General features: G+C 44.1%; 19 protein-coding genes and 1 riboswitch. Of the genes, 6 read left to right on the forward strand and 13 right to left on the reverse strand.

Annotated elements, in window-relative coordinates; translation table 11 throughout:
• Positions 1–18 precede the first annotated feature (18 nt).
• Positions 19–936, reverse strand: coding sequence for a proline dehydrogenase family protein (locus QNI08_RS15345; protein ID WP_285768278.1), 918 nt, complete (start codon positions 934–936; stop codon positions 19–21).
• 148 nt (positions 937–1,084) lie between these two features.
• Here QNI08_RS15345 and QNI08_RS15350 point away from each other — a divergent pair, with 148 nt between their 5' ends.
• Positions 1,085–1,363 (forward strand): hypothetical protein, encoded by a 279-nt coding sequence (locus QNI08_RS15350; RefSeq protein ID WP_285768279.1) that lies wholly within the window; start codon positions 1,085–1,087, stop codon positions 1,361–1,363.
• A gap of 13 nt (positions 1,364–1,376) precedes the next feature.
• On the forward strand, positions 1,377–1,712 hold the full coding sequence (locus tag QNI08_RS15355; RefSeq protein WP_285768280.1) for a spore coat protein: 336 nt from the start codon (positions 1,377–1,379) through the stop codon (positions 1,710–1,712).
• A 507-nt stretch (positions 1,713–2,219) separates the two neighbouring features.
• On the opposite strand, the gene QNI08_RS15360 is transcribed toward QNI08_RS15355, so the two are convergent.
• From QNI08_RS15360 to QNI08_RS15380, 5 genes are all read right to left on the reverse strand, one after another.
• On the reverse strand, positions 2,220–3,392 hold the full coding sequence (locus QNI08_RS15360; protein WP_285768281.1) for an FtsW/RodA/SpoVE family cell cycle protein: 1,173 nt from the start codon (positions 3,390–3,392) through the stop codon (positions 2,220–2,222).
• 138 nt (positions 3,393–3,530) lie between these two features.
• A complete protein-coding gene (locus tag QNI08_RS15365; RefSeq protein ID WP_285768282.1) occupies positions 3,531–4,412 on the reverse strand; it encodes a metal ABC transporter permease in 882 nt (293 codons plus the stop codon).
• The gene (locus QNI08_RS15370) at positions 4,409–5,332 is read right to left on the reverse strand and encodes a metal ABC transporter permease (RefSeq protein WP_285768283.1); all 924 of its coding nucleotides are present in this window, start codon (positions 5,330–5,332) and stop codon (positions 4,409–4,411) included. Before QNI08_RS15370 ends, QNI08_RS15365 begins: the two co-directional genes overlap by 4 nt.
• A gap of 10 nt (positions 5,333–5,342) precedes the next feature.
• The gene (locus QNI08_RS15375; protein WP_285768284.1) at positions 5,343–6,098 is read right to left on the reverse strand and encodes a metal ABC transporter ATP-binding protein; all 756 of its coding nucleotides are present in this window, start codon (positions 6,096–6,098) and stop codon (positions 5,343–5,345) included.
• A gap of 12 nt (positions 6,099–6,110) precedes the next feature.
• A complete protein-coding gene (locus tag QNI08_RS15380) occupies positions 6,111–6,989 on the reverse strand; it encodes a metal ABC transporter solute-binding protein, Zn/Mn family (protein ID WP_285768370.1) in 879 nt (292 codons plus the stop codon).
• A 619-nt stretch (positions 6,990–7,608) separates the two neighbouring features.
• On the opposite strand from QNI08_RS15380, the gene QNI08_RS15385 reads away from it, so the two are divergent.
• Positions 7,609–8,571 carry a LacI family DNA-binding transcriptional regulator gene (locus tag QNI08_RS15385; protein ID WP_285768285.1) on the forward strand — a complete coding sequence of 321 codons (963 nt, stop codon included), beginning with the start codon at positions 7,609–7,611 and terminating at the stop codon, positions 8,569–8,571.
• Between the two features lie 204 nt (positions 8,572–8,775).
• Positions 8,776–8,959, forward strand: a riboswitch (Lysine riboswitch).
• Positions 8,960–9,057: 98 nt separating this feature from the next.
• Positions 9,058–10,509, forward strand: coding sequence for an amino acid permease (locus QNI08_RS15390; RefSeq protein WP_285768286.1), 1,452 nt, complete (start codon positions 9,058–9,060; stop codon positions 10,507–10,509).
• Between the two features lie 46 nt (positions 10,510–10,555).
• On the opposite strand, the gene QNI08_RS15395 is transcribed toward QNI08_RS15390, so the two are convergent.
• From QNI08_RS15395 to QNI08_RS15420, 6 genes are all read right to left on the reverse strand, one after another.
• On the reverse strand, positions 10,556–10,729 hold the full coding sequence (locus tag QNI08_RS15395; protein ID WP_285768287.1) for a hypothetical protein: 174 nt from the start codon (positions 10,727–10,729) through the stop codon (positions 10,556–10,558).
• A 60-nt stretch (positions 10,730–10,789) separates the two neighbouring features.
• The gene (locus tag QNI08_RS15400; protein WP_285768288.1) at positions 10,790–11,872 is read right to left on the reverse strand and encodes a Ger(x)C family spore germination protein; all 1,083 of its coding nucleotides are present in this window, start codon (positions 11,870–11,872) and stop codon (positions 10,790–10,792) included.
• A complete protein-coding gene (locus QNI08_RS15405; protein WP_285768289.1) occupies positions 11,869–12,969 on the reverse strand; it encodes a GerAB/ArcD/ProY family transporter in 1,101 nt (366 codons plus the stop codon). Before QNI08_RS15405 ends, QNI08_RS15400 begins: the two co-directional genes overlap by 4 nt.
• Before the next feature lie 23 nt (positions 12,970–12,992).
• On the reverse strand, positions 12,993–14,501 hold the full coding sequence (locus QNI08_RS15410; RefSeq protein WP_285768290.1) for a spore germination protein: 1,509 nt from the start codon (positions 14,499–14,501) through the stop codon (positions 12,993–12,995).
• Between the two features lie 154 nt (positions 14,502–14,655).
• Positions 14,656–15,174, reverse strand: a complete 519-nt coding sequence (locus QNI08_RS15415) for a YhcN/YlaJ family sporulation lipoprotein (RefSeq protein WP_285768291.1) — start codon at positions 15,172–15,174, stop codon at positions 14,656–14,658.
• A 541-nt stretch (positions 15,175–15,715) separates the two neighbouring features.
• Positions 15,716–16,045, reverse strand: coding sequence for a DUF948 domain-containing protein (locus QNI08_RS15420; RefSeq protein ID WP_061142386.1), 330 nt, complete (start codon positions 16,043–16,045; stop codon positions 15,716–15,718).
• A 118-nt stretch (positions 16,046–16,163) separates the two neighbouring features.
• On the opposite strand from QNI08_RS15420, the gene QNI08_RS15425 reads away from it, so the two are divergent.
• A complete protein-coding gene (locus QNI08_RS15425; RefSeq protein ID WP_061142385.1) occupies positions 16,164–16,343 on the forward strand; it encodes a hypothetical protein in 180 nt (59 codons plus the stop codon).
• A 683-nt stretch (positions 16,344–17,026) separates the two neighbouring features.
• On the opposite strand, the gene QNI08_RS15430 is transcribed toward QNI08_RS15425, so the two are convergent.
• Positions 17,027–17,464: a hypothetical protein gene (locus QNI08_RS15430; RefSeq protein WP_285768292.1), complete on the reverse strand. Its 438-nt coding sequence runs from the start codon at positions 17,462–17,464 to the stop codon at positions 17,027–17,029.
• A 691-nt stretch (positions 17,465–18,155) separates the two neighbouring features.
• Between QNI08_RS15430 and QNI08_RS15435 the strand changes: the two genes are divergently transcribed.
• Positions 18,156–18,776, forward strand: coding sequence for an RraA family protein (locus QNI08_RS15435; protein ID WP_285768293.1), 621 nt, complete (start codon positions 18,156–18,158; stop codon positions 18,774–18,776).
• Positions 18,777–18,781: the final 5 nt, after the last annotated feature.

The following is an 18,781-nucleotide window of genomic DNA, read 5'->3' on the forward strand; positions in this document are numbered from 1 at the left end:
CAGGTCGGCTCCCGCTTTCTATCTCCTGAATAACCCCTTCAGAACGAATGCAACATTGGCCGGTCTCTCCGCAAGGCGGCGCATGAAATACCCATACCAATCCGTACCATACGGAACGTAGACCCTCACCTTGTAGCCTTCTTCGACGAGTTGAAGCTGTTTTTCATTGCGGATGCCATATAACATTTGAAATTCGAATTGACTACCGGGAATTCCCTGTTCCTTCACCAGCACCTTCGTGTAATCAATGATCTTATCATCATGCGTGGCAATCGCTGTATAATTTCCATTCAATATATGCTGCCTGATGATTTTCTTGAAGTTTTCATCAACATCCTTTTTCTCGGCAAAGGCCACTTCCCTTGATTCTTTGTAGGCCCCTTTTACAAGCCTTAAATTCGGATGCAATTCGTTTAGTTCCGCAATATCCTTTTCCGTCCGATATAGATAAGCCTGAATGACGGTCCCTAATTCAGTATATTCAGCTCGTAAGTTTTTGAATACATCCAAAGTCGGCTGACAGCGCGGAAAATCTTCCATATCAAGAGTGACGAATACATGATTGGCCTTCGCTGTTTCCAAAATCCTCCGCAGATTATCCATGACGACCCGCTCCGACACATCCAACCCCATCGAGGTCAGCTTCAAGGAAAGCTGGCAATCCAGATTCTCCCTGCCAATCATGCGAATGGCTTCGATACACTGATCTGCCATCGTCCTTGCCTCTCGTTCGTCCTCGATGAATTCACCCAAATAATCGATGGTTACAGCAAGCCCCTTCCGATTCAAATCGGCAATGACGTCCAAGGCCATTTCCAATGACTCCCCAGCAACGAAACGGGATGCCCCAAAACGCAGCCCATATTTCTTGGCTGCCCTCGTCATGCTTTTATTCTTGGACAAAAATAAGAACAGGCTCTTCAAGATTCGCTCCATCTGCATTCCCTCCAAATAATTTTTTGGAAAAATAGATGCACAGGTACATTTTATCTTTTAATTAAATTTTCAGATATTTGGAAGCGAGAATAAAAAATACCCTTCAGGGAAAATTAAAGGCGTTTACCGAACACTTAAAGGAGGCAGGATGATGGAACAGCAAAATTCTTTTAACAGCCAACAGCAGCCAACAGGCTTGATGAAGCAGCCGCCGGAGATGGTTTCCGTGAAAGACAGCTTATACCTGGCCGACATGCTTTCATGGAATCTGAACGCAATCAAAAAAGCGCATTTTTTTGCCACGCAATGCAAAGACCCGCAAATCATCGACGCTTTGAATCGTTGCGGACTCATGCATCAGCGCCATTACGATACGATCTTGAGTCATCTGGATCCAAACCAGACTCAGGGACAACAATTCCAGTAAAGGAGGGTTCTTGATGCCCAATCAAAACAAAGTCCAAAACCCGGAATCTCCCGTAGCCAAAACACCGCAGATGAACGATCGGGATTTCATTAATGACATGCTCACTACGGAAAAATACTTCTGCAACTCCTTGTCCGTTGCCCTGCATGAAATGAGTAACCAAGTATTATTCCAAGACATATTCTCCATTTCGAAAGAAAATCAGGAAATGCAGCGTGAGCTCTATAACATCATGTTCGAAAAAGGCTGGTACGGCCTCGAAAAAGCGCAAGCCACCAGCTTAGGCCAATCCTATCAGCAATTTTCAGGATACAAAAGCCAATTCCCATACGGGTCGAACCTTCAATAACAATTAAGTGCAGGAGCTGGCTTCAGCTCCTTTTGCCTGTGGACAAATAAATCCGTCCTCTTAGATGAATGCGTATGCACGACGACTTCTATTAACGCTTAATTTTATGCAAAAATTCAGTGGCAATTCCTGAATTTGATGTGAGAACACCCTTTTCGCGAGTAAACTTACCAATTTGGCGAGTAACTGCGCTAATCTCGCGAGTAAACCGCTTGATTTGGCGAGTAAACTCTCCATTCTTTCGAATATATGCACTTATCCATGCCTTTTCACGCCAACTTCGGTCATTTTGTCTGATTTTCATCCGAAGCTGGCGATTTTTATGATCAATTCCTGAATTCGCTCGATTTCGCGAGTAAATTTCAGTAAGCTCCACGATTTCACAAGTAAGTCCTCCATTTTCTTAAATATAATTCTCCAAAATGCATCAGCTAAATGCTTCGAAATCGAGAGCCATAAAAAAACACCCCTAAAAGGGGTGTTGCGTCAAGACGATGTGGTTTTTCTTTAAATATCGGTCGAGAACATATACTTCTTGTAGTGATACCTGATGCTGAATATCAAGCCCATGGCCATCATGTTACCCATTAGGGAGCTCCCTCCGTAGCTGACGAATGGAAGCGGTATGCCCGTAATCGGTAATAGTCCGACCGTCATGCCGATATTTTGAAAGACGTGGAATGTCAGCATGCTTATGACTCCGACACAGATATATGTATAGAAGTTATTTTTCGTATCCATCCCCGTTTTGGTTATGTGATAGATCAATAGGAAAAACAGGGATATGATGATGCTTGAGCCGATGAAGCCAAATTCTTCGCCGATGATGCTGAAAATGAAATCCGAGTGACTCTCGGGCAGGTACACTTCCCTGGAGCCGATACCCTTACCGGTAGTCTGGCCGGAGCCGATGGCCAATAAGGACTTGGTTAAATGATACCCTTCCGCGCTCGCATAATTATATGGATCGAGCCAGGAATAGATGCGGCCAAACTGATAGGATTTTACCCCTAGGTATTTTTCCAGGAGCTCCGGCTTCCAAAGGACAAAGTAGAGGATCGTCCCAGCGATGACGATTCCTCCTGAAATGATCGGCAGCAAAATCTTCCATGAGATTCCTGAAATGAAAACCATGCCAATCATGATTGACATGATGACAAGCCCGGTGCCTAAATCCGGCTGTTGCATGATTAACAGGAGCGGCGCCCCTGTGACAATGCCAATCTTGATGAGCAGCCATAAGTCCGTTTGAATGGTCTTCAGCGTGTTCTTTAGATGATGGTTCGAGATGACATTTGCCAAGGCTAGGATCAGGAACACCTTCATGAATTCCGAAGGCTGAATCGAACCGATTCCTGGAATGACGAACCAGCTTCTTGCACCGTTTATATTAGGTACGATGGATGTTGGCATAAGGATCAACAATAACAGCAAGAACAATCCGAACCCGTATGCATACCAGGATATTTTTTTTAATTGATCTGAATCAAGCGTGATGAAACCCAAAACGATCCCAATTCCCACTATATACCAAAATATTTGTTTAATTAAGAAGTTTTCCCCGTACTGCCCAGTCGTTTGGGCACTGTATATCGCCAAGCAGCTTCCCACGCATAATAACAGCAAGATCGTGACCAAAGAAAAATCTATTCGTGATGAAAATTTATTTTGTTCTTCCATACTTAACTCTCCCTTAAAAAGGCTCCTGCGATACATCTTCAAATACACTTATCCATTATACTTTAAACAAATAAAATCACAACTATATCGAAGAATAGTTTACCGGGCAGACCGCATGGAACCGTTCAGCTGGAAAAATTAAGCATACCTTTCCTTCGACTTCCTCCGTTTCAGCAATCTGCTCACCAATCCATGGGTAGGGGAAAAGAGAAAGGCGAGACAAAATAATGAAGCGGCCGATCCCACCATACAGCCGGATATCGAGGCATCCAGAATCGTAGCCGAATAGTAACCGATGACGGAGCTCAGAACCCCGACGACGATACTGACTTTGATCATCCCGCTTAGGCGATCCGACAATAAGTACGCCGTCGCCGCTGGAATGATGAGCATTCCAACCACCAATATCGAGCCTACACTATCAAAGGAGGCTACGGTAGTCATCGAAATGAGGCTCATCAATACATAATGAAACAGCAGGACAGGAATTCCCATTGCAGCCGCCAGCGCCGGATCGAAGGAGACGAGCTTGAATTGCTTGAAGAAAACGAATATCAGGATGAGGTTCAGGATAAAGCAGCTTCCCACAATCCAAACGGCTTTCGGTCCGGCCTCGATCCCGCCAATTGTCAGCGTGTTCCATGGAGTATAGGCAATTTCACCATAAAGGACATGCTCCAGGTCAAAATCTATTTGTTGCGTATATAAGCTCACCAGTACGATGCCCGCTGCAAAAAGGGAGGTGAAGACAATGCCGATCGCCGCGTCAGCCTGGACGCCGGACGATTGGAAAAGCTGGATCAAGAATACTGTGAGCAATCCTAGCGCCGCTGCCCCGACCAGCATTGGGACGGAATCGCGGGTTCCGGTTAGTAAAAAGGCCAATACGATGCCCGGCAACACGGAATGACTGATCGCATCCCCTATCAACGTCATTTTCCTCACGATTAAGAAGCAGCCTAAAACACTGCAGGAACCCGCCACCAATGCGCCAACCAAGATAATCCAAAAATCATTCATGATGTATATCTCCCTTTCCTTCTTTCCTGTTCAAGAGAATGATTCTTTTTTAATGAGACCCTTCTCCATACCGATGAAAGCACTCCCCGTTTCGGTGCAAAAAGCAAGGAAAAGAAAAACCATGCCGTAGCGGATAAGACGATCAGCGGTCCTGTCGGCAAATTATTGACGGACGTACTGATCAGTGTACCGGATACACCGCTCAGCATTCCGAAGATCCCGGACAGGATGACCATGATATGCAGGCGCTCCGTCCAATATCTGGCGGATACCGCAGGTGTGATCAGTAAGGAGGCCATCAATACGACACCGACGGCCTGGATGCCGATAACGACAGCCGCCACAATCAGCATCATGATGAAATAATCGAGAAAAACGACCGGCAATCCCATTCCTTTGGCAAACCCTGGGTCAAAGGATAGCAATTTGAATTCTTTAAAAAACAACGTGCAGGTGAAAATCAGTATAAAGGAAACGGCCATCATCATATATACATCGGACATGACCATTGACGCCGTCTGCCCGAATAGAAACGTATCCAGCCCGCTCTGGTTTCCATACTCGCTCTGCTGGATCTGCGTGAGCATGACGATCCCAAAGCCAAAGAAGGAGGATAATACGATTCCCAAAGCTGCATCCTGCTTAATCTTGCTGTACCTCGTGAGTACACTTATCAAGAAAACGGCTGCCAATCCTGCCAATGCCGCCCCAATAAGAAAGAAGGAAGTCGATTTCACCCCAGTCAGCATGAAGGCGATGCAAATGCCGGGTAACGCTGCGTGTGCGAGCGTATCTCCAAGCAAAGACTGCTTTCTGAGATAAGCAAAGCTTCCAATGACGCCGCTGCTTAAACCGAGGAACATCGTACCAAGCAAGATCCATCTCGTATTGGGATCAGTCATGATATCCAGTAAATTCATCGTGTACACCTCATTTTAATAAAAGGCCGGATTTCGTATCTGGCAGTATCGCTAAGCGGCCTCCATAGGTTTCCTGCAAGTATTCGGGAATGAACACTTCTTGAGTCGGGCCAATTTTCATCAATCTTTTATTCAATAACATCGTCCAGTCGAAATATTCCTTGACGGTCGAAAGGTCATGATGCACAACCAAAACCGTTTTTCCCTTTTCCTTCAAATCCATCAATAATTGGATGATGGCTTTCTCGGTTGCTGCATCGACACCCACGAACGGTTCATCCATGAAATAGATATCCGCTTCCTGTGCCAGCGCACGAGCCAGAAAAATCCGCTGCTGCTGTCCGCCTGATAGCTGGCTGATCTGCCGGTTGGCATATTCGGCCATCCCCACCTTATCCAAGCACTCCATCGCCTTTTGTTTTTCTGACTTACCTGGGCGCTTCAGCCAGCCAAGGTGGCCATATCTCCCCATCATCACGACATCGAGGGCGTTGGTCGGGAAATCCCAATCCACCGATTCCCGCTGCGGAACATAGCCGATGCTTTTTCTCATCGATTTATACGTGGCCCCCTTAATTGTGATGTCTCCGGATAATTTCGGAACCAATTCAAGTATCCCTTTGATCAAGGTTGATTTGCCTGCTCCGTTAGGGCCGATGATACCGATCAAATTCCCTTCCGGCACCTCGAATGAGACATCCTCGACAACCGGTTTCTTATGATAAGCAATCGTTAAATCCTCTACCTTCAATGCCGCTTGCTCCATCTTTTCTCCCCCTTATTTCAAAGCATGGACGATAATATCTGTATTATGACGGACCATGCCGATATAGGTTCCTTCTTCCGTACCCTTTTCGCCCATCGCATCCGAAAATAATTCACCGCCGATTTTTACGCTGTGGCCCTGCTTGGCAGCTCCTTGAATGACGGCCTCGATCGCCTTCCTCGGAACGCTTGACTCTATGAAAATCGCTTTTATTTTATTCTCGACAAGGTAATTCCGCATATCCGTCACATCTTTTGAGCCATATTCCGACAATGTGTTGATTCCCTGAAGGCCCCTGACGTCCAGGCCATATGACTGCCCGTAGTAACCGAAAGCATCATGTGCTGTAACAAGCACCCGTTGGTCTTCGGGAATTTTATTTATTTCGTCCTGAACGTATCGATCCAGCTCCTTCAATTGCAAAACATATTTTTCGTAATGTCCGAGATAGTCCGCTTCATGATCTGGGTCATTGGCAATCAATTCTTTCTTCACGGCCCCTGCCGCAACGATCCACAGCTTTACATCAAACCAAACGTGGGGATCATGTTCCGTTGCACTTACTTTACGAAGCTGGTCTTCCTTAAAATCCTCCGTTACCGCAATCGTCGGTTTATTCTTGCCCATCATTTCAAAGATATCGGTCATCTTCCCCTCCAGATGGACGCCATTATAAAAGATCATATCAGCGGCATCCAAGGTCTTCACATCGCCTTGTGTGGCCTTATAAAGATGGGGGTCCACTCCCGGTCCCATTAAACTCGTGACCTCGACATGTTTACCGCCGATATTCTCAATCAAATCCCCTATCATTCCTGTTGTGGCAACAATCTTCAACTTGCCATTGCCTTCATCCTGTTTGGCGGTATCATTGCCGCATCCCGTTAACATGAGCAATGCAGCAAGCACGCCTCCTATCGTTTTTATGAACCCCAACCAAAAACCCTCCTTTTTTCCGAACCTAAAAATTTTTCCTTAGTGCAAATCTTGGTGTAAATTTTTTTATATTGTCGTTTATACTAAAAAGTTTCCTTTGCTCAACTTATTTTATACTATACACAAATATTCAAAAAAAGTGCAACTATTTTATTTCACATCGGTTTTCCCACAACAAATACTGCTCGGAATGCCTTGTTCCAAGCAGTAAGGATGGTGTATGCACGTAAAGGTGAAGGTATGGTTATATTGCGGGGCGGGAATGGTGAATATAAAGCAGAGGGACATTCCGGCATGCCCAAAATCCTACATGCCTCAACGAAATCATTTTACCTTTTTCGAAGATATTGCCAAGTACGCCAAGCCCAATTCGATCGCGCAAAGTGCAATCAGGCTGATTAATGTTTGAATCATTCGATCTCCTCCTCCCCTAAGACTTGAATCAAGCTTAAAGGATGAAACCCATATCATAACAACCCCCCATCCCAAAAAATATCCAACGGAAACTACGGCACTCTTGCTCTGAAATGGGTTTCATAAGGTACAATAAACTAAAAGAAAAACGGTGATTCCCATGACAAATATTAAAGAAATTGCCCAGTTTGCCGGTGTATCCGTTTCAACGGTATCTCGTGTATTGAATAATCATCCGTATGTAAGCCCCGATAAAAGGGAAAGTGTCCTGCAAGCCATTGAACGCTTGAATTATTCACGGAACATCAATGCCATTCATCTTTCAAAGGGAAAAACGAACCTCATCGGCATCATTCTCCCCTTCACCAATCATCCCTATTACGGGGCGATCGTGAACGGAATCACGAAGCAGGCGAATGCAATCGGGCATCATATTGTCATCTTTCAGACCTATTATGAAAGAGAGAAGGAAATTCAAGCCTTGAATATGCTGCAAATGAAGCAACTGGATGGCATTATCGTCTGTTCCCGGATTTCGGAAATGAAAGTCCTTCTAAGTTACCAAACCTATGGACCGATCATCTTATGTGAAGATACCGCCCAGGCTGAATTATCATCCATCAGCATCGATCATTACGCAGCATTTTCCTGTGCGCTTGAATACGTGATTGCCAAAGGCTATACGAAGATCGGCTACAGCCTCGGCCGTAAAAAAAGCAGGAACAGTTATCTTCGAACGAAGGCCTTCACCGACATCATGACAAAACATCAGCTTCAGCACAATCCAGATTGGCTCTTCGAGGGCAGTTACCATATCAAGGACGGTGTCCAATTGTTTCAGGACTGGAGTTCATTGCCCGACAAACCGGAGGCCATCATCATCACGAATGATGACACGGCTGCCGGATTCATCCTTACGGCCAATAAATCGGGCATAAGGGTACCAAAAGATGTGGCAATCCTCGGCTTCAACAATGATAGCCTCAGTGAGATGCTTGATATCTCGACCATTTCCTTGCCACTAGAATGGATCGGGAAAATGGCGGTGGACCTGTTCGAGAATCCCGAAGTCATCAAACATGTGAAACTGGACTACTCCCTTATTAAAAGAAAGACCGTTTAAAGGCATTGCCTCTTTCCTCAACTAGGAAAAAATAACCACGAAAATTAATCATTGCTATATCTTTGAGATTATTTTATAATTTTAATATAGTAAAGTTTACTCAATCACTAGTAATCTATCAGCGGTTGCATGAGTAAAGAGTGCCATGCGTTTTCTCGCAATGACACGCAACGATTCACTATAATTGAATACTTCCTCATTTACCGATGAGTTAGAGGCTGCAGCTTATAAAAGTATTACGGACGAGATCCTGGAAGATTGACGACTCCGCTAGAAAGGATAAGTTGCCGAAGTTAGGGTATATTCCATGTATATTCTCGCTGGCGGTGTTGCCGAACAGGAACATCACTGTCACGTTTTTTATAAAGCGTGGGGAGCTATCTTCGGAAGGATAAACGGGTTTATTATAAACAGCCGTCGATCTTTTTCGACTGCTGTTTTTTGTTTTTTCCGTATCCTTCCAATAAAAAAGGAGTGTAACATCAATTGTCAAATTCTCAGCCAACATCAAGCCCCACTGAATTGAAAAGGAGCCTGAAGGCGCGTCACTTAATGATGATTTCTTTAGGCGGCACGATCGGAACGGGCCTATTTTTAGCAAGCGGCGGCGCCATCCATTCTGCCGGTCCCGGCGGCGCCCTCGTGGCATATGCCGTAATAGGCATCATGGTTTATTACTTAATGACAAGTCTTGCAGAAATGGCAGCATACATGCCTGTGGCCGGTTCATTCCGGGTCTACGCATCCAAATTCGTCGATCCATCCTTCGGTTTTGCCATCGGTTGGAACTACTGGTATAACTGGGCCATCACCATTGCTGCTGAATTGGCAGCCGTTGTCTTGATCATGAAGTTCTGGTTTCCTGATACTCCCTCCTTCATATGGAGTGCCATTGCCCTGATCATGATGTTCTTGATCAATTACATGTCCGTTAAAGGCTTCGGCGAAGCCGAATTCTGGTTTGCCATGATCAAAGTCGTGACAGTCGTGATATTCCTGATTACAGGTGTCCTGATCATTCTAGGCATCATGGGCGGGAAGGACCCGATCGGTTTCTCCAACTTCACGATCGGTGATGGTCCCTTTAATGGAGGCTTCTTCACGATCTTGGGCGTATTCATGGCAGCCGGTTTTTCATTCCAAGGAACAGAATTGCTTGGAGTGACGGCGGGGGAAAGCGAAGATCCGGAAAAAAATATTCCTAAAGCGATCAGATCGGTTTTCTGGCGCATTCTCTTATTCTACATCCTGGCCATTTTCGTCATTGGCATGATCATTCCATTTACGGATTCGCGTTTGCTTAGTGAAGATGTTGCCGTCAGTCCTTTCACGCTCGTTTTCGAGCGCGCAGGCCTTGCCTTTGCAGCCTCGATCATGAACGCGATCATTTTATCATCCGTACTTTCAGCCGGTAACTCTGGCATGTATGCCTCGACCCGTATGCTTTGGGACTTGGCACGTGATGGAAAAGCGCCAAAATTCCTTGGCAAGCTGGATAAACGGGGAGTTCCGGTCAATGCCCTTATCGTCACCGCTTTAGTTGGCTGCCTTGCTTTCCTTGCTTCATTCTTCGGCGACGGCGTCGTGTATATTTGGTTATTGAATGCTTCTGGTATGGCTGGCTTCGTTACTTGGGTCGGGATTGCGATTGCCCACTACCGGTTCCGCAAAGCCTATTCCGCTCAAGGGCTTGATTTGAATGACTTGCCGTATCGCGCATTGGGATTCCCATTCGGACCCATCTTTGCTCTTGTTCTATGCATCATCATCATTATTGGACAAGGCTACCAAGCTTTCTCAAGCGACGGGATCGACTGGAATTCCATGTTCGTTTCCTACATCGGGCTGTTTTTATTCTTCGTCTTATGGTTCGGTTACAAGTGGAAGCATAAAACGAAGATCATCCCCCTTGAGGAATGTGATCTTAAAACGAAATGATCCATAAAAAGGACCTGGTCTCCCAATTAGGGAACCAGGTCCTTTGTCAATTCAAATGATAAACACCGCATTCATAAGGGCAAAAGGGTTCAAGTGAATTCCGGTACCCTTCTCCGCATAATTGCCGATCAGCTTTGGAAAGCAGCTTCCCTGGCAGTGAAAAGGCCGCATACTCCTCTTGAAAGCTGCAAAGCAACAGCAGCCTTCCTCCTTCACACATCGACACAATCCTTCCATCCATATCCTTATTTAAAGGAGGGAACTTCATAATATTCTCTATTTATTCCGAGATTCCCGTTTGAATCATTTCGATATTCAAATCTACTTCGATTGGAATATGAGGATATACCGCTTCCCAATGTTCACGGTTGAAATTCCTCGTTTTACTTTTCGCATGATCACCGAGTGCCAGCGGGTCTATATTATACGTCTGAAACATGTTCACCATCTCATTCATTTTCTTTCCAAGGATATGTTCCGCCCTGGCTTCTATCTTGTTCACGTCGATAGGCTTGTTCAAGTCATAGCCCTGGACCTCCAGCAGATTTGCTTTCATATTCACTTCGATCCTGGCCTTCGGATTCCGATTGGCATCCGTGATATGATAACGCACCCGTGATTCCACATTATTGATATTCGTATAATCATTCTCCTTCCACTTAATTTCGTAACTCCCCAGCTTGAAATTCTCGCTGAGGATCTTGAATAAAAAACCTTCCTCATATGGAATGTATTTGCCGATATATGTATCCCTTTTGAACAGGGCAATCCCTTTCACGACTATTTGATCTTCCGCCTTTTCCAATAAGGGCATGACCGGATCGATGCCTTTTCCATGACTTGCATATAAATACTTATGCAAATCCACATCCGTCAAATTCGTCCTCATATTCTGCTCGATCAGCTCTTTCACTTGAACGCCTGGAGTTCTGACCATCTTCGGCTCCATCCTAACGACATCCTCCGCTTTGCCATCCACGATCGCTAAATAAAGATCCCTTCCCACCATCGGGTCGCGCCGATATGTATCCACGTAATCATTCAGCCCTCTTCTCGCCAATTCATCACCGTACAGGATGACCGTCAGTCTCCCGCCGACGATGGGAAATGGCGTTTTGGCATTTTCTTGCTGACGAGTGGCGTTTATGTCATGGGAAATGGCTTCATACACCTCTTTCCCAAGATTCGCTTCCTCTCCAGGCTGCGGCACGCTGACAACGACCGTACCTTTGATTTTATCCTCACCCACATCATCATAGCCGACAATTTCAGCGATTAAAATATCCTCCAATATTTGCTTTTCCACTCCGCAAGCCGACAGTAGGATGAAACAGGATGATATTAAGAGTAATTTGACGTTCATGATTTATGTCCCCTTAGTTTGTAAACGATCATCTGCCATAAGAACAAAAGCGGGAGGTACACATAAATGATATAAAACCCGATATGTGAACTGATCGTGTTGAACAAATCGATCTTAATGCGGTTATCCAAGAAAATACAAGCAAATAAAATGACGAGCAGAATCATGACCAGCAGCTTCCTTTGCCTAACCCCGAATGCCCTTTTTGCCGTCCTGCTTGCTGCCCAGATCCCTAGGCAAATATTCGGCAGCACCATGAAGAGCCATAGGGAAACACCGATATATTCGAACCTCTCGATGAATGGAAGGTCGGCGATTTTCCATAAGGTCAAGGTTGCCCATATGACATCCTTCAGCTGATCTTGATGGTAGTAGGCAATGGAAACGATGAAGGAGTTTAGGTATACCGCCATGGTGAACAGCACCCCAAAGTGGGCCCATTTTTGCGAGTGCTCTCGCTTTTTGATGAATGGATAATAAACCAGGAGCAATTCAAACCCAAGATAATTCAACGTCATTTTCTTGCAGGCCTTCATGATTTCCAAAAAGGAATGATCAAGAACGGGTCCCAAATTTTCAAAATGGGCGTGCTTCAACGGAAAATAATTCAATAGGATCAAGGGGGACGTGATGATAAGTCCGATCAAACATAAGCCTGTAATGACCCTGAACCCACCCACGACAAAGCTATACACGAGTATCAGGATGATGCTTAAAAGCATCAGGATATTCACCCCCGGAAACATCCAAACCTGAATCACCTCCAAATACGTCCTGACAATGATGATGGTAATGGAGATGAAGTAAATGATGAATAAACTATTGAAGGCATTTCCTGCCCACTTCCCAAACAAATCGTGGTGGATGGCAACCAAGTCTAGCGTTTGGGTGCCTCTGCCGAGCATCTTGTAGCACATCCAAACAAGAATATTGATCGTTACCCCTGAAATGATGATCGATATCCAGGCGTCCTGGCCAGCCTCTTTCGCTATGATCCGCTCGAACCCTAACACCCCTACGCCAATCTGCATGCCTGGCATAAGGAAAAAAACAAAAAAGGCTGATATCAGCTTCGTTTCATTTGGTTTGATTTCCACACCATCTCACCGCTTTCCGGACCTTATTCATCAATATCTTTTTGAGACCTTCTAGCTTCATCCTTTTTCCTTATCCTTATTCCATCTTCCGTCCGCAGAAATTGCGGACGTTTTTTCTGTTTTGAGAAGGGCAGGCGAATTAAACTATCTTTAAAGTCATGAAATCGCATCGGGTAAAGCGGCTCTAAATAGGGGCTTCCAAGCGAAGTCAATTTCAATAAATGACTTAAAATGAATGCACTGCATATGACCAGTCCAAACAATCCGTATAGCTGGGCTGCAAGCAGGAAAGGGAAGCGGATGAGACGGATCGTATTGCTGATTTGATAAATCGGTACCGTAAAAGAGGCAAGGGCCGCCAGAGCAACGAGCATCAACAAGACGTTACTGACAAACCCCGCTTCCACTGCAGCCGTGCCAATGACGATACCGCCTACAATGCCGATCGTCGAACCAACCTTTGCAGGAAGCCTGACTGCCGCCTCCCTGAGGAGCTCGATCGTTCCTTCAAGCACGATCGCCTCCAAGATCGGCGGAAAAGGAATCACTCCCCTTGACGATATTAAAATCGGCAAAAGATCCGTTGGTATCACCTGATAATGATAGGTTATGACAGCAACGTACAGGGACGATGAAAAGATGGAAAAGAGTACGGCGAATAGCCGGATCAAACGAAAGGACGTGCCGAGATTCCAAATTTGCAGATAATCTTCAAATGACGAAAAAAACGAAATGATGGTATTCGGACCGACCAATGCATGTGGCGAGCCATCAAGCATGATCCCTATTTTCCCTTCCGATAGTACAGTGGCGAGATGATCCGGGCGCTCCGTATCGATGAGCTGCGGGAACATCGAATTCCGATTGTCCGTGATCATCTGGCCTACAAACGAAATATCGACGATCGTGTCATAATCGATGTCAGCGATCCTTTGCATGACCGTTTCTACCATCTGTTGATTAACGATGCCGTCCAAGTAGAGCACGACCAACTTTGTTTGCGAAATGCTTCCCACCCGAAATTCTCTTGCCTGCAGTTCGGGGGTGGGGAGCCGATTGCGAATCAGATTCAAATTCGTATCAAGCGATTCAACAAAGGCTTCCTTCGGTCCAGCGACCGTATACTCAGACTCGGGTATCGAGGTTTGCCTTTTCACGCTATGAACGCAAGGAATCAGCAAACACGATCCATCGGCCTTTTTTGTTTGGATCATGACCGATCCTGCCATGACCATTCGTTGAATGATGACGATATCCGAGGTCACTTTCGAAGCCTCCATCGGAATATCTCCTTTTAATCGCTGAAGACTTCTCATTGGCTGATTTTTGATCACCGCCAGGATATGCTCCTGTAGCTTTTGATCATTCACTAGTGAATTGAAATATGAAATCGTATACCCCTCTTCATCAGGGAATTGGAAGGTATGAAAATCATGGGATGCTTTTAATTTCCTCTGCAAATCATGAAAATCCTTAGGTGCTTCCTGAAAAGCGGCTACATCGGTTTCTCTTTTGCCCTTAAAAAACTTCACACTTCCACCCCCTGACGACAGATCCTCCCGTTTTCATTATTGTAACCACTCTCTTTAAAGTTACTCCAAGCTCATCGTAAAAGGAAAAGGCCTACCGGACCTCATGCTATTGACTAGCATGAAATCACAGATAGGCCATTGCACCTGATATACCTTACCTTGAGCTAGGGAAAATCCGAGTTACAAGCTCACGGAATTCATCAGCGAATCCTGCAACTGGTTTGCCATTTTGAATGTCATTGGCATAGCCATCCATCCTTTGAACAAAATCAGGATTTGTGGATACATACACCTTATCCACCGATGAATCTGCTCCTCTTACTGCATCTGCCACTTTGTTCTTCAGGTCATTCGAGACATCCTTGGCTCCACTGTTGTCAGTGAGAACAGCCCCGACATAGGCATGATGGTCCGTCACAATCACCCTGGCGCTCTTAACTTCCTTCAGGGCCTCGACGCGATTGGAGATATCGTCGGAAACCCTCATATCGGTTACATCATTAACATCATTTTGCATGTTATTCACATTTTGCCTCGTGTTGCTCACATTCATCGGATTTTCGTTTGTACGATTAAGGCCAAGATTCTCGCTTGCCCCTTCTTTACCATTCGAAGAACAACCCGTAACCACCAATGCCAACAACGTACTTGATATGATCGCTTTATAATTCATCCTTACACCCCTCTCTAATGGTTTAACGTTACTATTTGCATGGAGGAGGTAAATTATTCGGGAAACTGATATGATCAAGTGAGATAAATTCGTACGTCGTTCAACATTGACCGTTTCATTGCACTGCAGGCACTCCCTTTCCGCGGGCGGTTGGGGGAGCCTCCTCGGCGCATGCGCCTGCGGGGTCTCCCCTAGACCGCATTTCCCGCAGGAGTCTCGCACCTTCCGTTCCATTCCACTCTGCATTAATACGAAGATAAAACCCCCAATGCCTATTGTTTTAAGGGTTAGTATTTTTATCGCCTATTCTACACTACTTAAAAACGAAGTTAGACTTTCAAATACAAAAATTCAGGCGTATTTGTACTAAGTCTGTGTCTTTCTTCTGCATAAGAACTAAGAAAGACCCTCGATTGCCCGCATTTATGTGCATATCTCCTTAAGTTTGCACACAAAAAAGACACTGCCTGCAAAATACAGACAGCATCTCTTTTAAGTTGCTTTTCCCATTCTTTTTTCCAATCGTTAAAGTGATAAAGGGTTACCCATCACTTCTTTTTCTAATGCTCAGCTTATCGCCTTTTATCGTATACCAAATATTCTTGAATGGTTCTGGTGATTGTTTGGCTGCATCCACCGTATATTGGACAGCCTCTTTTTTATATTGAACATCTTCTGTGATCTCCTTCTGTGTCATGGAGAGCTGATCGGTTTCGGATTTGATTTGATCCGTTTTTGCCTGGATGCGCGTTACCGTTTCATTCACATTCTCGATTGTCGGCTTGGAATCCTTGAAGGTTTTGAAAGCAAAAAAAGCTAAATAGATAAGGGCTCCGATAAAGAGGGCAAGACTGATATAAACAATGACCACCTGAATTCCTCCTTCTTGTTTTATCTTTACTATACCCTTAATCGCAGGCGGAAAACGAATCCGCATGTATTTTCTTGCATGCCTGGTCATATTATTATAAGACAAAGGAGGAATGGACATGAATCAGATGCCGCTACTCAAAGCCTGCTTCAAGGCAGGGATGCACTTCATCAGACATATCACCATCCAGCAGGCTGCCGTTATAGCAGGAATCATCTTTTTGATCATTCATCCAGAAATCTTCAGCCCGATTTGGATCACACTCGCAGCCTCCGTCCTTGTATTGATCCTGCTTTGAAGCGCTCGACAAACCCCCTATCAGGAAAACCCCACTCCACTCGCTGCCGTCAGTAACATAACGACCTTCAGCCAGTTAAAAGCTTAGGAGCCCATGGATAACCACGAAAAAAAAGTTTAATCAAACGATTGATTAAACAGGGTTTAGCCTTGCGCAGAAACCTTTCTCCCTATCAACCCTCATTATCTTTTCGAAAAAGGTGCCCCGAAAAAGAAAAAAGTTCGCATAAGTGAGCTATTATGAACGTCCATGTATACCTATCCTCTTTAAATCAGAGGAATCATCCGCATTTTCTTCGTTATCTTTTTTGGCACTATAATATCCACAAAAAGTTATGGTCAGGATAAATATGATATAAAAAGAAAGACCTACGGCCCAATTGGGGATGAAGTCTTGAATATCTATACGAGAAAAAATTACTAAACATGCCAATGGTATATAAGAAATAAACCATAAATATAATTTATTTCGAATGATAAAAATAGTAAATATTATTATACATATTGTACAATACACTATCTGAAACAATTGAATCACCTATTCATTTTTTGTTGCTCTTCTTAAGGTCGAACATTAAATTAAGGTAGCTAACCAAGACAATCTAGGCAAACGAAATAAATAAAAATACTAAATGCACTCAGCAAAACCATCTAGTACCCTTTAAACAATTCTCCTCTAATAATTTAAAAATCAAGTATCATTTCTATAGTTTCAGAATACCTGTCCACAAGCTTAAAGCCTTTTTCCTCAGCCTCATCTTCATCCATTTTTTCATCATTTATCCATTGCTGATAATGAATAATTTCATGCGCAAAAGTATCTAGCATAGCATAAAGAGCATTAACTTTTCCTCGATCTTGAATAAGTTCATCATAATCTCCTGTTGCAATACGTATATAAGATTCTACATCTTTATCATAGGGTGCTAAAAAGGTAGCTGCTACATACTCTTTTGTTTTATGAGTTTTAATTTGATAATCACTTTTCACATATACAACAACTCGATTTGGAAAATCGATATTTTCTCGAGGCCATCTCCCAAAATTCAAACACACAGCTCGTACCTCGGGGTGAATTCCTTTTTCACTTCTAATCCTTAACCCACTTCTTGGATATTTCATACTTTTCTCCTTGTAGGATCAATTTGATAAAGATTGTAGAAAAAACGTTCGCAAAAGTGAGGTCTTACGAACGTCCATGGACACCTATCTTTTTTCAATCAGAAGAATCGTCCGCATTTTCTTTATTATCTTTCTTTAAGCTAAAATATGCACATAAATAGAAGGTCAGGATAACAATTATATAAAATGTAATGCTTACAACCCAATTGGGGATAAAATCTAAAATATCTGTTTTTGAAAGGACTATAGAATACGCAAAAGGTACTAAACACAGCAACCAGATATAATCTTTATCCCTAATCACTTTAATTATCACTATTACCGCTAATACTGTACTAATCACTATACTAGACATTAAATCACCTAATTACTTTATAATTTTTATATCCTTTATAGTAGCCGCGAGAAAAAGTATAAGCATCGACAGCCCAAGTGGCAGGTCCAAAGATAAAAAAAAATATAGCACTATATATTACATATTAGGTACTGTTATCCAATATTTGTTCAAAAAAATTAAAAATAGATAACATTTAGGGCAATATGAATTATTCGTCGTTCACATACATTATCCTATTTAGTCGATTTAAACAGCTTCCTCTCTGCGGCATCTATATTGAATTAATAAATAGAATATTATAATAATTGTGTATAATGGAGCTATATCATACATTTTCAAGGAGGAATCGTATACATGGATGCGCTGATTGAACAGTTCAGAGGTTTGCCCACTACGGCCATTTCGGATGTGCTGGGGGGAATGAGCAATTTGGATTCGGCGATAAAACCGTTGGATGAGGACTATCGTTTTGCCGGACGGGCTTTGACGGTACAGGTGCCTGTCGGTGATAATACAGCGGTCTTGAAAGCGATTGGCGAGGCAAGGCCTGGGGATATTATCGTCGTTGATTGCAAAGGCGATACATACCGGGCAATTGCGGGGGATTTTGTTGTCGGCATGATGCAGACGATGGATATTGGCGCGCTTGTAGTCGACGGGGTCATCCGTGATCTTAAGGCGATTAAGGACTTGAAGTTCCCTGTCTTCTGTAAAGGGAGCACCATTGCTTCAAGCGCCAAGGCAGGAGTCGGGGAAACGAATGTCCCCATTTCCTGCGGCGGAGTTGCCATTTTCCCAGGCGACATCATCGTTGGCGACGCAGATGGGGTCGTGGTCGTCCCACAAGCAAGGGGAGAAGAAATTCTAGTGCATGCAAAAGCCAAAATCAAGAAGGATGAAGAGCGGGCCGAAAAGTTTGCAGGAAAGCCTGAAGAAATAAGAAAATATATTGCCATGATGACCAACAATGCATGATCTAA

The sequence above is a fragment of the Peribacillus folii genome, assembly GCF_030271255.1.
Taxonomy (GTDB): Bacteria; Bacillota; Bacilli; order Bacillales; family DSM-1321; genus Peribacillus.

What these genes read in the sequence shown, in the direction of transcription:
- QNI08_RS15345 (WP_285768278.1), bottom strand. Translation starts at nt 936, where the DNA reads ATGGAGCGAATCTTGAAGAGCCTGTTCTTATTTTTGTCCAAGAATAAA.
- QNI08_RS15350 (WP_285768279.1), top strand. Translation starts at nt 1,085, where the DNA reads ATGATGGAACAGCAAAATTCTTTTAACAGCCAACAGCAGCCAACAGGC.
- QNI08_RS15355 (WP_285768280.1), top strand. Translation starts at nt 1,377, where the DNA reads ATGCCCAATCAAAACAAAGTCCAAAACCCGGAATCTCCCGTAGCCAAA.
- QNI08_RS15360 (WP_285768281.1), bottom strand. Translation starts at nt 3,392, where the DNA reads ATGGAAGAACAAAATAAATTTTCATCACGAATAGATTTTTCTTTGGTC.
- QNI08_RS15365 (WP_285768282.1), bottom strand. Translation starts at nt 4,412, where the DNA reads ATGAATGATTTTTGGATTATCTTGGTTGGCGCATTGGTGGCGGGTTCC.
- QNI08_RS15370 (WP_285768283.1), bottom strand. Translation starts at nt 5,332, where the DNA reads ATGAATTTACTGGATATCATGACTGATCCCAATACGAGATGGATCTTG.
- QNI08_RS15375 (WP_285768284.1), bottom strand. Translation starts at nt 6,098, where the DNA reads ATGGAGCAAGCGGCATTGAAGGTAGAGGATTTAACGATTGCTTATCAT.
- QNI08_RS15380 (WP_285768370.1), bottom strand. Translation starts at nt 6,989, where the DNA reads ATGTTAACGGGATGCGGCAATGATACCGCCAAACAGGATGAAGGCAAT.
- QNI08_RS15385 (WP_285768285.1), top strand. Translation starts at nt 7,609, where the DNA reads ATGACAAATATTAAAGAAATTGCCCAGTTTGCCGGTGTATCCGTTTCA.
- QNI08_RS15395 (WP_285768287.1), bottom strand. Translation starts at nt 10,729, where the DNA reads ATGTGTGAAGGAGGAAGGCTGCTGTTGCTTTGCAGCTTTCAAGAGGAG.
- QNI08_RS15400 (WP_285768288.1), bottom strand. Translation starts at nt 11,872, where the DNA reads ATGAACGTCAAATTACTCTTAATATCATCCTGTTTCATCCTACTGTCG.
- QNI08_RS15415 (WP_285768291.1), bottom strand. Translation starts at nt 15,174, where the DNA reads ATGAATTATAAAGCGATCATATCAAGTACGTTGTTGGCATTGGTGGTT.
- QNI08_RS15425 (WP_061142385.1), top strand. Translation starts at nt 16,164, where the DNA reads ATGAATCAGATGCCGCTACTCAAAGCCTGCTTCAAGGCAGGGATGCAC.
- QNI08_RS15430 (WP_285768292.1), bottom strand. Translation starts at nt 17,464, where the DNA reads ATGAAATATCCAAGAAGTGGGTTAAGGATTAGAAGTGAAAAAGGAATT.
- QNI08_RS15435 (WP_285768293.1), top strand. Translation starts at nt 18,156, where the DNA reads ATGGATGCGCTGATTGAACAGTTCAGAGGTTTGCCCACTACGGCCATT.